Consider the following 13,726-nt stretch of genomic DNA (forward strand, 5'->3'; position numbering starts at 1 on the left):
TCATTAACATTCAAAAAACCGGACTAACTTCCGTTCCTTTTGTGGAAAAGCTTTTAAAAGAGACACAAGTATTAGTGATTCCTGGAAAAGCATTTGGTGAAACAACGGGCGATGAGTACATTCGTTTAGCCGCAACACAAAGTTTAGATTTATTAAAGGAAGCGTTCGATCGAATTGAAAGAATGACCTTTGAATAAAAAAGCTTCTGCATTAGCTAATAATCATAGCTAATGCAGAAGCTTTTTAGATTTCTTCTATCAATTCAATCGCTTGCCCACCAACATGCGGTGGAATCGACATAGTCATCGGTGGCAAGCCCACGACTGTGAAACGGACTTTGGTCCCTTTTTTCAAGTGAGTCAGTGGGATACTTTCCTCTAACTGTTCAACAAGTATGTTTAAAATTACCCCATGAGAAAATAAGGGCACAATAGATTCTGGATCACTTTCTGCTTGGATATTTTCTAAATGTAATCGCATTGACAATGGCTGTGTCTCATTTAACACACCAGCCTCTGCTAATTTCCCTGTAAAAACAGCAATTTTTTCAGTCATTTGTTTGCCTCCTTTTTAAACATCATATTGAAGAGAATTAATTCCATCCCCTAAAAATTCTGAAGCGTTGTTAAATTCGGCAGGATCATATTTGGTATAGGAAACTTGTAATGTCAAAGTAATATTCCTTAAGGTTTCAGAATGGGCAAATTTCTCTTGAGCTTGTTGTTTGAATTCTTTTCTAGTAGTGTATCCGTCATCCCCATCGCGGAAAATTAATAACGCCCAAGTCGGCGGTGTGCCGTCGATAAAGTATGGTAAGAAGCGATCATCCGTTGTCTCTTTAATCGCCGCTGTCACGATTTGTAGCAATTCATTCTTTTGTTCAGAACTTAATAAGTTACGAATACTTTCCCAATAGGCCACTCGAATCACGACTAAATATAACGGCGCTTCATAACGTGTAGAAATGTCAGAAAATAAATCGAATCCTTCCTAGTACATTTTTGCTGTTCTTAAATTAGTTACTGCATCTAACGCATTTAACTGAGAAGTTTCTTTACGTAAACGAATATTTTCTTCTTGAATCATACGAATTTGATAAGTCACTGCATAGATTGTTAAACAGTAGAGTGGCGGCATGATTAGCCAAAATAATGAGCCATAGCTAAACAAATCATGATAGACATACTGATATACAACATAAGTCAATTGTAGAAAAATAAATATAAGCGAAAATGTTAACCCCGCTGTAATTCCTACAAAATAGGTGACAATAATTAAGATAACTGAAATTAATAGACAGCTTAAGTCAACAAAGAAATCGTTCGTTCCTAAGGCCATAAAGATGGTTGTGCCGACAACCAAAACAATTCCTACCAACAAAGTTACATCCAAAAGTAAGGTCACTCGTTTTTGATTCACTCTATTCCCCACCTTTCAAATTCTTCTTCACGATGAAGAACGCACTTAATCCAATAATGGTCATACCAATTAAGAAGACAAATAGATAAATCATTAATTTATGATTATTGACAATTCGTTTACCTAATGATTCGTTGCTAACGTTGCTTACACGTTTTTTGAAACGATAATCATAGCGACGATAGTTCGGATCGACTACAATGGCATCTCCTTTGTACATAGAAGTATTCTTCTCTGTATTCACTTGTGTAGAGGCTAAAAAGACACCTTGTGATTTAGCTCCCGTTAAGATTAACGCCGCGGCTTTCGCATTATATGGAGAAAACATTAGCTGCGCCGTACCGATTTGTTTACCATAATCTTTTTCGATACTCAGTTTCTCGTTTGAAACAAAACGTGTGAAGTCCTTATCATAATGGAAATATAACTGATCGTTTAACTTACGAATCATCGGATTATCCTTAGGCGTACCAAAAATAATCAAGTTATGATTTTCTAATGCCGCATTTTTAGGCGCTTTTTTATAATACGTAATCTCACCGACATTACTTTCGGCATAATTACCAATTAAGTTAAATAAATTGGTCAACACTTTAAAATAGTTGTCGTCCATTTTTTCTGGTAATAAAATCGCTAAATCAGCAAAAGAACGGCTTCTGATAAAAATGTTCGGATAGTTGTTAAATAATATGTCATTCAGTTCTTCTGTTTGAATAAACGCATTCGAATTATTTTCAATAAAGGCCCATGGAGTCTGACCATTTCGTAAAACTTCTGGTGATTTAACATTCAAATCAAAAGCAACTTTTAAAACAAAACTATCAGCAATTTCTAAGTTCTTTGGAAATTCGAGATTTAATTCATCACCGTTTGCACGAGCAGCGGTTAATTTCTTGCTGCCAATTGGTTTATCATTGGCATAGACCGTCACTAAAGAAGAATCAAAATCTAAGTTTTCAGCGTATTTAAAATGTAAATGCACGCGACTTCCATTGGCATTGTTTCGATCCACTGGTAAATTGACAAAGTACGTTTGTTCTTGGTGATAGGCCCCTTCTAGTTTGTCCCCCGTTGAGGTTAATGGATAATTTCCATCAAATTCTAAAGTTGAACTAAACGTATCGGTATTCTCATCAACTGTTGTCTCTTCTTTATCTGTTTGGGTCATTAATTCATAGTTTGCTAAATAACGTCCTGCACGAACAAGTAAGTCCTCATCTTTAGAAGTAGCTACTAAAACATGCTTATCTGATTGATTGAAAAATTTTAAGACAGCCTGGTCCGCCACACGTTTGCTATCAATTTGACTTTTATACTGATCTGGTAATTTATCATAGCTGGCAATAATCAACTGATAGGGTGCTGACTGTTCTTTGTTCAAAGAAGCCATTGGCAACAATTCTTCTGAGGTAGTAATCAAACGAGCAGCACCAGCTAACGCATGGGTCGCTGCAGCTAATTCTTTTTCCGATGCATTTTCTGGTGTCAAAATAACACTGTGTTTATTTGCAATCGTGTCTGCTCCCACAAAATGATTATAAAAAGAATGAATTGTATTCTCTGGTAATTGTAAATCGTATTGGAAGTTTACGTTAGATCCTTCATACATCGTTAACCAATTTGCTGGAGTTTCAATTAAATTATACATGTCGTTTCCTGCCTGATTAATAATTTGGCCCTCAACAGTCAATGTATTTGTCTCTTTAATCAGTTCCAAAGGGATTTCAATCGTCTTTTGTTGAATACCAGTCGTATTTTCAGGACGCCAAGAATAAAACTTCACACCATTAACCGCCACAGTTAAATCTGAGGTCTGATTATTTTTTAATTGTGTGATTTGGTAGGTCATATTGAATGATGCTTTTTTTACGTCCCAATAATCAATTTTTGTAAAATACATGGTGCTACGGACAGAAGTACCTGTTAAAGAGATTGTTTTATTTTGAAAAGGTTGTGTAAAGGTATGGTTGTCTTGTTCTTTGTTTTCGGCGTATACGGTCGGACTTGCGACACCAATCAGAATTGCCAGAAAGAACAACCCTATTAAAGTGACTGTTTTTTGTTTCATTGCACGTTTCCTCCTTATTTAAATCGTTCAGTTTTGTACCATTTTGTTTGTGTTTGTTTATGAAAAACATTTTCTTTAATATACATCACCATGCCATAAGCGGCGACTACTAGCCACATCTGACTGTATGTAATATACATCAAGGCAATAATTAAGATATTCTCTAAAGTCATTTCGCCTTTTTCGGTTGTAATACTGACAAAAGTACTGAAAATAAATAACAAAATCGCTAACAACCACAAGGAATTGCTAAATCCTTGCAGGGTCGTTGTTAAGTAACCAGACATTGATAAAACTAACATGATGTCTGACAAAACGAGCGATGTCATTAAGAGAAAATAAATGGACAAGAAATATAAAATATCAAAACGGATCCGACTCGCTTTAGGATTAAACAATAATTTAGCATTTTTAACAATGACATAAATATTGCCTTTGACCCATCGCGTCCGTTGTCGGAACCAAACTGACAAAGTTTGTGGCTCTTGCTCCCACGTCACTGCTTTTGGTTGAAACTTAATTTTATAGCCCATCATATAGATGCGGAAACTGATTTCTGTATCTTCGGCTAACGCTTTGTCATCCCAGCCGCCAATGGCTTCAATAATACTACGACGAACAATGAAATTTGTGCCAGGAATCGTGCATAACTTAAATAATTGAAAACGACCGGCTTGTGCCATCCATTGAAAGGCCAGTGTTTCGATATTAATAAAGCGTGTCAACAAGCTTGCATTGCGATTTCTCGTTCTAAATTTACCAATAACCGCGCCGTATTCCTCACTAGCGATTAACTCTCCAACTAAATAACGGAGTGCATTCGGTTCAGGTGTATTGTCCGCATCATAAATGGCAATCACGTCCCCCTTGGCTTGCTTGAAACCAATGTTTAAGGCATTAGACTTACCTTTCCCACCTGTTATATTGTCTGTATTAATAATCTGCAAATTTCGATTAACCGCCTTTTTTTGGACGTTCGCTAAAAGCTCAGCACTATTATCACTTGAGTTGTCATTAATCACAATAATTTCATAGCGATCTTGCGGATAATTAAAATTCAATAACGCTTCAACTGTCCGCACGCGGATAATTAAAATTCAATAACGCTTCAACTGTCCGCACAATGACAATTCCTTCATTATGGGCCGGCACCATAATTGAAACAAACGGCGCGTCTTCGTCCTCTACAGGTGGTGGTGCGACAGGATCTGTTTTTAAATAATAAACATAGCCAAAAATAACTAAGAGAATATTTACAATTAGTAGACTCCAAATAATGATAGTTGCTGTTAACATTACAATGTCAGCAATGGTCATTTGTCTTCCTCCTTATTAATATATTTCGACCGATAATTCTTTCGTCCAATCATAAACAAAATAATCAGGATGATTAAAGTCAGTGTAACAACGCCAACTAAAATATTATTTGTGATGCTAAAAAAGAATGAAAATAACCCTGTAAATCGTTGTTTTTCAACTGTTGAGGCCCCTGTATCAGCCAAACCATTGACAATTTGATTGTTTAAGAAGAACCGATTATTCCGAAATTCGATTTTCTGCGTTTGTGTTTGAACAGTGAAATGTTGATCCGCTTCTGAAACACTAAACACTATTGGTGCTTCCTTGACTTCTTGAATTAGATGATCCACTTCTTTTTTAGAATTTGGAAATGAAAAACTAATGGTGGTCGGCATTGGAAATCGATAGTCATTCGGATTATCTTTATCCGTCCATTCAATCCCCGATAAATAATCATACGGTAAATCAAACAAAGCATTCTTATAAGTGATTGATTCTCCCGTTTGGTTCCGATAAAAAACGCGTTCAATCGGCGGATTTTCTCTTAGAATCACTGTATCACTAATTGCTAGACCATCCTCTTGGTATTGAAGGTCTTGATTCCAGTATCCTGGAGCAGAAATGCCTACTGGATAGACATGTCTGTCGACCAATAAACTAATCTGCTGCTCCATCAATTGTTTCAAAGCACGTTGGTCATTTAAATCAACATTGTTAACGACCGGTGTTTCTAAGAAAATAACCCCCGTCGAAGCAAACGCACGTAACGCATTCGTAAATAGTTTATAAGGTAAAATCGTATTGTTTTGTGAAACGCTCGTACTGGATAAAATATAAGGATACGTGGTTTTAACTAATTCTTCTTGCAAATAGGTTGCCACAGACATATCTCTTAACGGGTTAAAATCAGAAATCGTCAAAAACGGACGTGACATTTTTTCACTTTCCAGCCATTGACTAATTACGTCCAAGCTTTCTAAAAAAACAGCGCCTTTGCGTTCAAACATTGGTAGAAAAGCATGCCCATTCTCAATTACACCAAATGGATATTCTTCTGGTGCTAATTCTTGTGTTTTTAATCGGCCAACCGTCTGACCTTGCGTATTTTCCAGCACAACTGATTGATCTTGAAAAGGCAATACTTGAGAAAAGCGGTTTTTTTCATCTTCTAACCGATATTGACGATGACTTAATTCTTTCCACGTACCGCTAAAATATTGTTTTTCATCGTCACGCATGTTTCGACCAATGTGTAATTGTTTGCCTTTAAAATGAACTCGATCTGCTAGAAAATCAGAGGCAATAACGCCGGCTTGTTCAGGCCAATTCACCATAGAAATCAAACTGTCATAGCCATCATTTAGCAATTCGCCAGGCACATAATCTGACACCGCCACACTCTGAACTTCTACTCCAAAACTCGTCAACACTCGTTGTAAAGCATCCACATCATTTTCTTTTTTCCCAGCAATATTCAAGCTGTCATAGACAAGTAAGACATGTTTACTTGGTGCAGCCAGCGCCGGTTTGGCAAAGCCACAAAAAACGAAAAAGAGTAAGAAACACACCCAGCCAATAAGATATTGTTTATTTTTCAATTCCCTCTACCTCCCCAATGACTTGTGGTGTTGTATCTTGCCACATTCGTTTACCAATAACATCAGAAACAATTTGTAACAAGAGAAAATCTAAAAATACTGAGACTAAAAACAAATGACGTACTAAGTCACTATCCCCATCAATAATAATTGTTGAAATGAAAACAACTAATAAATTAAGATAAATCCCTGTCATTAAAAAGAAGCGAAAAACTAATCTGGGTTCGTTTCTCTTGATTCCTCTGTATAAACCAACGCCATATAAACCAAACAGAATCACGCCTAATAATAGATAGAAAGCAAAGTTTTTAGGGAAAAAACTGGCTTTAATACGGTTATACACCATAAAAAATTTAGATTGTTCCAGCGGTGCACGCCCCGTCGTTTTCTCAAAATTCCCCACATTATTAGGCTTTACTAAGTAAACATTTGGGACCGCTGAATTCAGTCCTTGCCATAATTCAGATGGATAATTTAAATAATTCAATAACACCCATCCGAAACTCGTTTTATCAAAAAAATCTTTTTTCATTTGTTCAGAAGTTGGTGATACAGGACTGTATTCTTCAAAGTAGGAACGTCCCTTTTGCAACCCATATTGCGGGTTGATTCCGCCCTCTGACATCCGTTTATCCGGAACCTTACTATCCTTCATTACACCGCGCGTCATGCTGTGGTAGACATCACGTTCATAGATATCGTTAGGAACGATAAAAGCTGCTAACGTTGTAAAACCAATCAACGCAATTAAAAAGGCCGTCATTGACAATCGTTGGTAACGTTGTGACAAGTAGACAAAAAATCCTAATCCAGCAATAATTACGCCAATAATCAGCAAATATTCTTGGCGTGTTGTTCCTATTAAAAGTACTACTGCTTGTGCCAAGATAACTAAAACTATTCTTCTGAGCCAAGTTCGTGGTTTCGTCACCCGATAAAAATAGACTGAAAATGCTAAGACACTCACAGAAAGTAAAAAACTCGTCGCTTCTGTATAAAAGGAATTAAAATAAATCGTATAGGAGGTATCCCCCAAGATGAAAATAACCAACAAGGAGATAAGATAACTTTTTTTCAAAGATACGCCTTCGGTTAAGCCTCGTACCAGAATATAAATTGACACTAAAAAACAACTAAGATAAACGAAACCTAAGAAACGAATATCGAAAAGTGTTTGACTATAAAAAAGTTTATTAAGCCAAATGGCAATGGTGATGAAAAATTGTTGAGTGGAAACAAAGTGCGTCGTTGTTTCATTAAAATAACGCATAATTGAAAAGTCCTTAACAAAATAGGCCACATTGTCGTAGCTATCACCATTGACACGATAAAGACTATTTGAATTTAACACACGAAAATACTCGCCATTATCTCCCAAGCCATTAATCGGATAAACAAATAACAAAATGCTTGTCACTAACCCAATCCCTAAAACGGCCAAAAGACTTGGAGAAATATAACGACTCAACCATTCAAAAGCCGAGTTCATGTGTTTTTTGATCTTTTCCATGCTTTCACCTCATCTAGAAATCATAGGCCAAAAGAGCCATTAAGTTATTATAGGAATAGACTTGTTTCGTAACTTTATCACCAAATCCTCCATAAATCGGACTGCTTGAATCCATAATTTGAAAATTATTAAGTACTGTGATTGCCGCACGATACAACTCTTTGTCATTTTCGGCAACACCAATTAAAGCCGCTATCGCATAACTAGCTGCAGATTGATTTTTATCCACGGGCGATCCATTTAAATCATACGAGTTAAAAAGCGTCCCTTGCTGAACTTGTTTTCGCACAAAATCAATACTAGTCTGCTTCGCCATACCCACTTCACTTAAATGAACAATCGTTAATAAAGATTCAATAATATTAAGTGTTCCGTTGTTTTCGTATTTATTTGTTTGATGATTAAACTTCGTTTGATAAAGAGGTAAATCATCAGAAATATAGCCATCGTCTATTAATTGGTAATGATACTGCAAGTAGTCTGCTGAAATCCCAAATTCTTTGTATAAATAACCCAGCGTAATTAAGTCAATATAAAACAAAGAAGTTTCTGAAGACTGTTGTTTTGATTTACTATCGTAAAAATCAATTAGAATATTATCTTTCATAGAGGTTTCCATAAAACTCTTGCCTAATTTTTTAATTTCTTGATCGTACTGATCTGTTTTAAAATGCCCCCCTGCTTCAATTAATGAACGAATGATCCGTAAATCATCAATCGAGGCATTGACATTGTATTTATTGCCTTGCTCGTCAATTCGGTAACTAAATTGGACGCCGTCGTAAAAGGTGTCTTTCGTCTGCTTGTAAAAATTATCAAAACGTCCCTGCGTATCAAAAGCTAAATTACGCAAATATAGACCCGAAGACTCACTTAGCAACTCATGTCCTGTGGCGACATCTTTGCGTTCAGCATCTGGTAAATAATTGGTTAAAAAACCGCCGTCTGTTTTGAGCCGGGTTTCAATAAAAAATTTCAACAAATCTTTGCGTTCAGCGGTTTCTTTTGTGTGAAATTCATGTTTTGTTAAAAAATGTTGTTTGTCTGTCGACATTAAGCGTTGAATTTTTGGATTCACTTTTTCCACCTCTACTTTATAGGATTTTTCTCTAAACAAAAGAAAATATCCTCCCAGAAGCACCACGAATACCCCAATAAAAATCCAAAGTTTTCTCTTCATTGTTACGCCTCTTTTCCTCACTTCTTTATTGTCAGTGTACACAAAAGTACTTGTTTTTGCGAAACTTACGCTACCTCTTCAAGCGCAAGAAAAAAAGCAATCCATAAAAATAAAAGGATTGCTTTAACCGTTTCGTCGATCATTTCCTGTCATCGTAATCTCTTTTGACAGATAACGCACACGTTCCATAATTCGTCTGGCTTTTAGCGGCTCTTGTTCTCCTCGTTGCGTCACGGTTAAATGCTCTTCTAAAGCTTTTAAATCTAGATTGGAAGAGAAAAAAGTAACTAATTGTTCTTGCATTCGGTATTGCAAGATTACGCTTAAAACGTCGTCACGAATCCAACTAGTCATGGATTCCGCACCAATGTCATCAATCATTAATATAGGGGATTTTTTTACTGCATCGAGCTTTTCACCAACTTGATCGCGACCAATGGCTTGCTTCATTTCTACTGTAAATGTTGGAAAATGAACAATTGTCGTAGTAAATCCACGTTCTGCTAAAGCATTAGCCATCGCACCTAATAAGAAAGATTTTCCTACACCGAAGGGGCCTTGTAAATAGAGCCCTTTATGAAATTCTTTTGGTGTCGCAGGATATTCTCTTAAAAATTGCACTGCTTCTGCTAACGCTTTGGCTCGACCTTGAGAAGATGGATCGAAATCTCGTAAATTTGCTTCTCGGACATCTTTTGGCATTTCCATTGCCCTTACTCGATTGCGAATTTCTTCTTCCTTCTGACGGGCGATTAAATCAGCCGTTGGGACATACGTTACATCAATGTAATGAAAATTCAACATTAATCTTGGCTCATAGCCTGGGGCAATCATTGCCGGATCGTTTAATTGAAATTTCTTTTTTTCTTGAACAAATTCATACAGCTTAGCATAACTTTTACGAATATCTTCATCGCTTAAACGCTCTCGGTTTGCTTGTATAAAGGCTTGAACATCTTGATCTTTCAATACTTCGTTAACCAGTTCTTCATATCGTTCATTGATGTCACGCTTCTGGATAATTTTTGACATTTCTTTTCCTACGTCTTCCATCATTGGTCACCTCCTTGGTTTAAAAATTCTTGAATTTGTCGATCTAACTCGGCTTGTTCTTCTGGGGAAAGTTTTGTTTCATCGTTTGGCTGATCTGCCCATTCTGGCAATCGCTCTTGTCGAACAGTTTGGCGTTTCCCTGAATAATTTTGTTGTCGCTGTTTTTGTTTGGTTTGGCTTTGTTTTGCCAATTCTCTGACATGTTCAATTGCTTTTTCTGGTGAATGAATGCCACTTTGTCCCCATTCATTCGCAATTCGATTCACATACTCCGCTTTTAAAGTCGGTTGTTGTTGAATATTGTAAACATAGTTAATCAAAATATTAATCACACTAGTCGGTAAGCCTGATTTGGCAACCAAATATTTCACTAATGAACGTTCTTGTGGTGTCGTATAGCCGCCTCGACTATTTTTTAAAGCTTCTAAATATTGAATAGGCGGATTCTTTTCACTATCCATAATCATTTGAATATCCAGTTCAGAAAAACCATTCATTTTTAATGTGTTATATCGATACGTTTGTTGCTCTTCCACCGTCAATTGTGCTTGCTTGTTTGTCACTACGTTTGTTGGTTGTGGTTTTTTATCAGGATCAAACGCTTGATGAATCGTTCGCACTAATTCCTTAGGCAAAATTCGACTTGTATAATAGTCAAATGATTTCGAAGCAAAGTCTACCATATCTAACTCATTGATGCCATATAATTGATGAAAAACATAGACTTCTTCTTGAAAACTAGCCTCATCTTCAGGCAGTTGTAAGCCTAAACGGTGCAAACCTTCCACAAAATAGTGCCAATCAAAAGAATCCGTTGATACAGAAATTTTCTTCGATTTTTCTTGTTGAGAAAAAGTTTCTTGAATCGTTGTCAATCGGTTCGCTTCGGAAACAATTTGTTCTTCTTTAAAGGCATAAACCTCTTGAAAGCTAGCGGAAACATTTTGATAGCCCTCTGTTTTAGTAGGATGCGGTTGGAACTTTTGCACTAATTGATCAAATTTCCGTTGTCCAACCCGATTAAATAACACTAAAGCTAACACTTCATCTTTAAAAAAACGAGCGGCTGTTTCAGGTGCTTTTAAATAATATAAATAACAATCTCCTAATTCCCGATCTGTTTTTTTATACGTTTCTAGCAACCCAATGCCTTCTAATTTGTAGCAAGCTTCTTCTAATTGTTGGCAACTCAAGTCCAGCAAACTAATTAAATCTGCATGAAACAGCGAGCCATTCTCCTCTGAGTCTGTTGTTTCAGATAACAAAAGCCAATATAAACTAAACGCATTGGCGCCGACAATTGGTTGATATAAAAAGGTTAAAACCTCTTTCTCTTGATCAGAAAGCGGTGAATCAATAACCGCTTGAAAAATATTTTTTGGTTGGATTCTTTGCCGATTTCCTTTCAAAGAAAGACCTCCTTTTTAATTTTCTGAGTCAGGAGAAGAAGATTTTGCTTTGTCGACAATGTCCTGTAACTCTTTCAAAAACACGCTCATATCTTTGAATTGTCGATAAACACTCGCAAAGCGGATGTAGGCAATTTCATCTAGATTGACTAAATCTTCCATCACATATTCACCGATAAGCGTTGTAGAGACTTCATTTTCCCCTAAACTACGCACTCGATTTTCAACATTATCGACAATTTGAACCATTTGTTCCATAGCAACGGGTCTTTTTTCCGCAGAGCGAATGAGCCCACGCAAAATTTTATCACGATTAAATTCTTCACGATCCCCATTTTTCTTGATTACAAGTAATGGCGCCGCTTCAATTCTTTCAAATGTAGTGAACCGATAACTGCAATTTTCACATTCACGACGACGGCGAATTGCACGTCCATCATCTGCTTGACGGCTATCAATAACACGGGAATTATTATGATGACATCTTGGACAACGCATAACGTTCACCTCTTCTATTCTGTATAATTTTTGTTGCCTATATTATAACATGAAATTGCGCTATTACTAGGTCTTTAGAACTGGTTCTTCGTTGAATCTTTGCCATTTTTTAATAAAAACAAAGACTTTCACTGTTTTTTCTGAAATTTTCAAAACATTTTACGTCATTAAAAAAATATTCACTTCTCTTCAGTTTGTTCCTCTAGCCACTTCTTCACTTGTTGTTCCGTTTCTTCTCTAGTTCCTTGATTATCAAACACGATATCTGCTCGTTCTTTTTTCATTTCAATCGGCCATTGGCTAGCAATTCGTTGTTGTGCTTCTTCTTCTGTTAATTGGTTTCGGGCCATCAGACGCTCTTTTTGAATCTTTTCTGGTACATATACCACAGCAACTTGATCCATAATCGCCTCATAATGAGCTTCATAAAGCAGAGGAATATCAACAATAACAAGGGCGGCTTTCTTTTTAGCTTCTTCAATTTGACGTAAAATTTCTTTTCTTAAAAAAGGTTTCAACGTTTCATTTAATAGCTCTCTTTTTTGAGGATTAGCGAAAATTAATTGTCCTAACTTTTTCCGATCCAATTCACCAGTTGTTAATACTATTTCTGGTCCGAAAGTTTCAACGATTGCGGCTAAGGCTGGTTGCCCTTTTGCAACAATTTCTCGGGCGATAATGTCGCCATCAACAATTGGATAACCCGCTTTTTTAAAAAGAGCAACAACCGTACTTTTACCTGTCGCAATCCCTCCTGTAATGCCTAAAACTTTTGTCATTTCAATCGACGACCTTTCAATTGTTGGCATTGTGGACAATAATGCGTACCACGTTGTGCCACTTTTGTTTTAACAATTGGCGTACCACAACGATTGCAAGGTAAGCCTGTTTGCCCATAGACATTCAACGCTACTTGAAAAGTCCCTGCTTCTCCTAACGCGTTTAGATAGGTGCGGATGGTGGTTCCACCTGCTTCAACAGCGCGTGCCAAGACGTCAATGATTGCTTGATACAACGTAGCAACTTCCGCAGGTTTTAAGGAATCTGCTGGTTGTTCTGGATGGATTTGCGCTTGCCAAAGTGCTTCATCTACATAAATATTCCCCAAGCCCGTCACTAGCTTTTGATCTAACAGCAATGGCTTAATTGCTTTATGATGCTTTTTCAAGCCTTGTTGAAAAGTAGCTAATTGGAAAACGTCTGGTGTTGGCTCTGGGCCCAAAGCTAAAATCCCTTTATATTGATGACCTTGATTCTTAGGAACCAATGTCATACGGCCAAATTTCCGTACATCTAAATAACGTAATTGCGTGCCATCTGTAAAAGTAAACATTACATGGGTATGTTTGGCAATTTCATCATCAGCCTGATGAAACTCATATTTTCCTTCCATCCGTAAGTGAGAAATCATATCATTATCAGACAATTTAAAAATCAGAAATTTTCCTCTTCGCTCAATCCCTTCAATCGTTTGACCAGCTAATTGACCTTGAAATACATCAACTTCTGGTGATTCAATAATTCTTGGCCAAAAAACAATGACTTCTTGAATGGTTTTTCCTACAACAAGTTTTTCAAGTCCTTTTCGCACTGTTTCTACTTCTGGTAATTCTGGCATTATTTTTGCTCCTTTATATAAAGAGGTCTGAACGCTTAGATATCAACGTCCAGATCCTACTTATCCTTATTTTA

The 13,726-nt window shown here is 36.7% G+C and carries 10 protein-coding genes and 3 pseudogenes; 1 reads left to right on the forward strand and 12 read right to left on the reverse strand.

From position 1 onward, the window contains the following. Nucleotides 1-197: pseudogene (locus KQI94_RS08670) on the forward strand (pyridoxal phosphate-dependent aminotransferase); the annotation flags it as partial. Between the two features lie 46 nt (nt 198-243). Here the strand turns inward: KQI94_RS08670 and KQI94_RS08675 are convergent. The 12 genes and pseudogenes from KQI94_RS08675 to mutM all read right to left on the reverse strand — a co-directional run bounded on the left by KQI94_RS08675 (nt 244) and on the right by mutM (nt 13,652). Beyond that, nucleotides 244-555: a hypothetical protein gene (locus KQI94_RS08675; RefSeq protein ID WP_002368147.1), complete on the reverse strand. Its 312-nt coding sequence runs from the start codon at nt 553-555 to the stop codon at nt 244-246. A gap of 15 nt (nt 556-570) precedes the next feature. Further along, nucleotides 571-1,431 (reverse strand): annotated as a pseudogene (locus KQI94_RS16790) (diguanylate cyclase). Then, the gene (locus KQI94_RS08690; protein ID WP_002368143.1) at nt 1,421-3,487 is read right to left on the reverse strand and encodes a cellulose biosynthesis cyclic di-GMP-binding regulatory protein BcsB; all 2,067 of its coding nucleotides are present in this window, start codon (nt 3,485-3,487) and stop codon (nt 1,421-1,423) included. The pseudogene KQI94_RS16790 and the gene KQI94_RS08690 overlap by 11 nt, the downstream one beginning before the upstream one ends. 14 nt (nt 3,488-3,501) lie before the next feature. Then, nucleotides 3,502-4,804, reverse strand: a pseudogene (locus tag KQI94_RS08695) (glycosyltransferase). Further along, nucleotides 4,801-6,384, reverse strand: a complete 1,584-nt coding sequence (locus KQI94_RS08700; protein WP_002361342.1) for a hypothetical protein — start codon at nt 6,382-6,384, stop codon at nt 4,801-4,803. Before KQI94_RS08700 ends, KQI94_RS08695 begins: the two are co-directional and overlap by 4 nt. Next, nucleotides 6,374-7,894 (reverse strand): membrane protein, encoded by a 1,521-nt coding sequence (locus KQI94_RS08705; RefSeq protein WP_002390399.1) that lies wholly within the window; start codon nt 7,892-7,894, stop codon nt 6,374-6,376. Before KQI94_RS08705 ends, KQI94_RS08700 begins: the two co-directional genes overlap by 11 nt. A gap of 13 nt (nt 7,895-7,907) precedes the next feature. Then, on the reverse strand, nt 7,908-9,116 hold the full coding sequence (locus tag KQI94_RS08710; protein ID WP_002390400.1) for a hypothetical protein: 1,209 nt from the start codon (nt 9,114-9,116) through the stop codon (nt 7,908-7,910). Between the two features lie 81 nt (nt 9,117-9,197). Then, a complete protein-coding gene (gene dnaI, locus KQI94_RS08715; RefSeq protein WP_002368139.1) occupies nt 9,198-10,127 on the reverse strand; it encodes a primosomal protein DnaI in 930 nt (309 codons plus the stop codon). After that, nucleotides 10,127-11,536, reverse strand: coding sequence for a DnaD domain protein (locus KQI94_RS08720; RefSeq protein WP_002364727.1), 1,410 nt, complete (start codon nt 11,534-11,536; stop codon nt 10,127-10,129). The genes dnaI and KQI94_RS08720 overlap by 1 nt, the downstream gene beginning before the upstream one ends. Nucleotides 11,537-11,551: 15 nt before the next feature. After that, nucleotides 11,552-12,034: a transcriptional regulator NrdR gene (gene nrdR / locus KQI94_RS08725; RefSeq protein ID WP_002381296.1), complete on the reverse strand. Its 483-nt coding sequence runs from the start codon at nt 12,032-12,034 to the stop codon at nt 11,552-11,554. Between the two features lie 179 nt (nt 12,035-12,213). Beyond that, the gene (gene coaE, locus KQI94_RS08730) at nt 12,214-12,813 is read right to left on the reverse strand and encodes a dephospho-CoA kinase (protein ID WP_002390402.1); all 600 of its coding nucleotides are present in this window, start codon (nt 12,811-12,813) and stop codon (nt 12,214-12,216) included. Continuing rightward, nucleotides 12,810-13,652 carry a DNA-formamidopyrimidine glycosylase gene (gene mutM, locus KQI94_RS08735; RefSeq protein WP_002355756.1) on the reverse strand — a complete coding sequence of 281 codons (843 nt, stop codon included), beginning with the start codon at nt 13,650-13,652 and terminating at the stop codon, nt 12,810-12,812. The genes coaE and mutM overlap by 4 nt, the downstream gene beginning before the upstream one ends. Nucleotides 13,653-13,726 lie beyond the last annotated feature (74 nt).

The organism is Enterococcus sp. S183_ASV_20, from assembly GCF_018919685.1.
In the GTDB taxonomy this organism is placed as follows: domain Bacteria; phylum Bacillota; class Bacilli; order Lactobacillales; family Enterococcaceae; genus Enterococcus; species Enterococcus faecalis.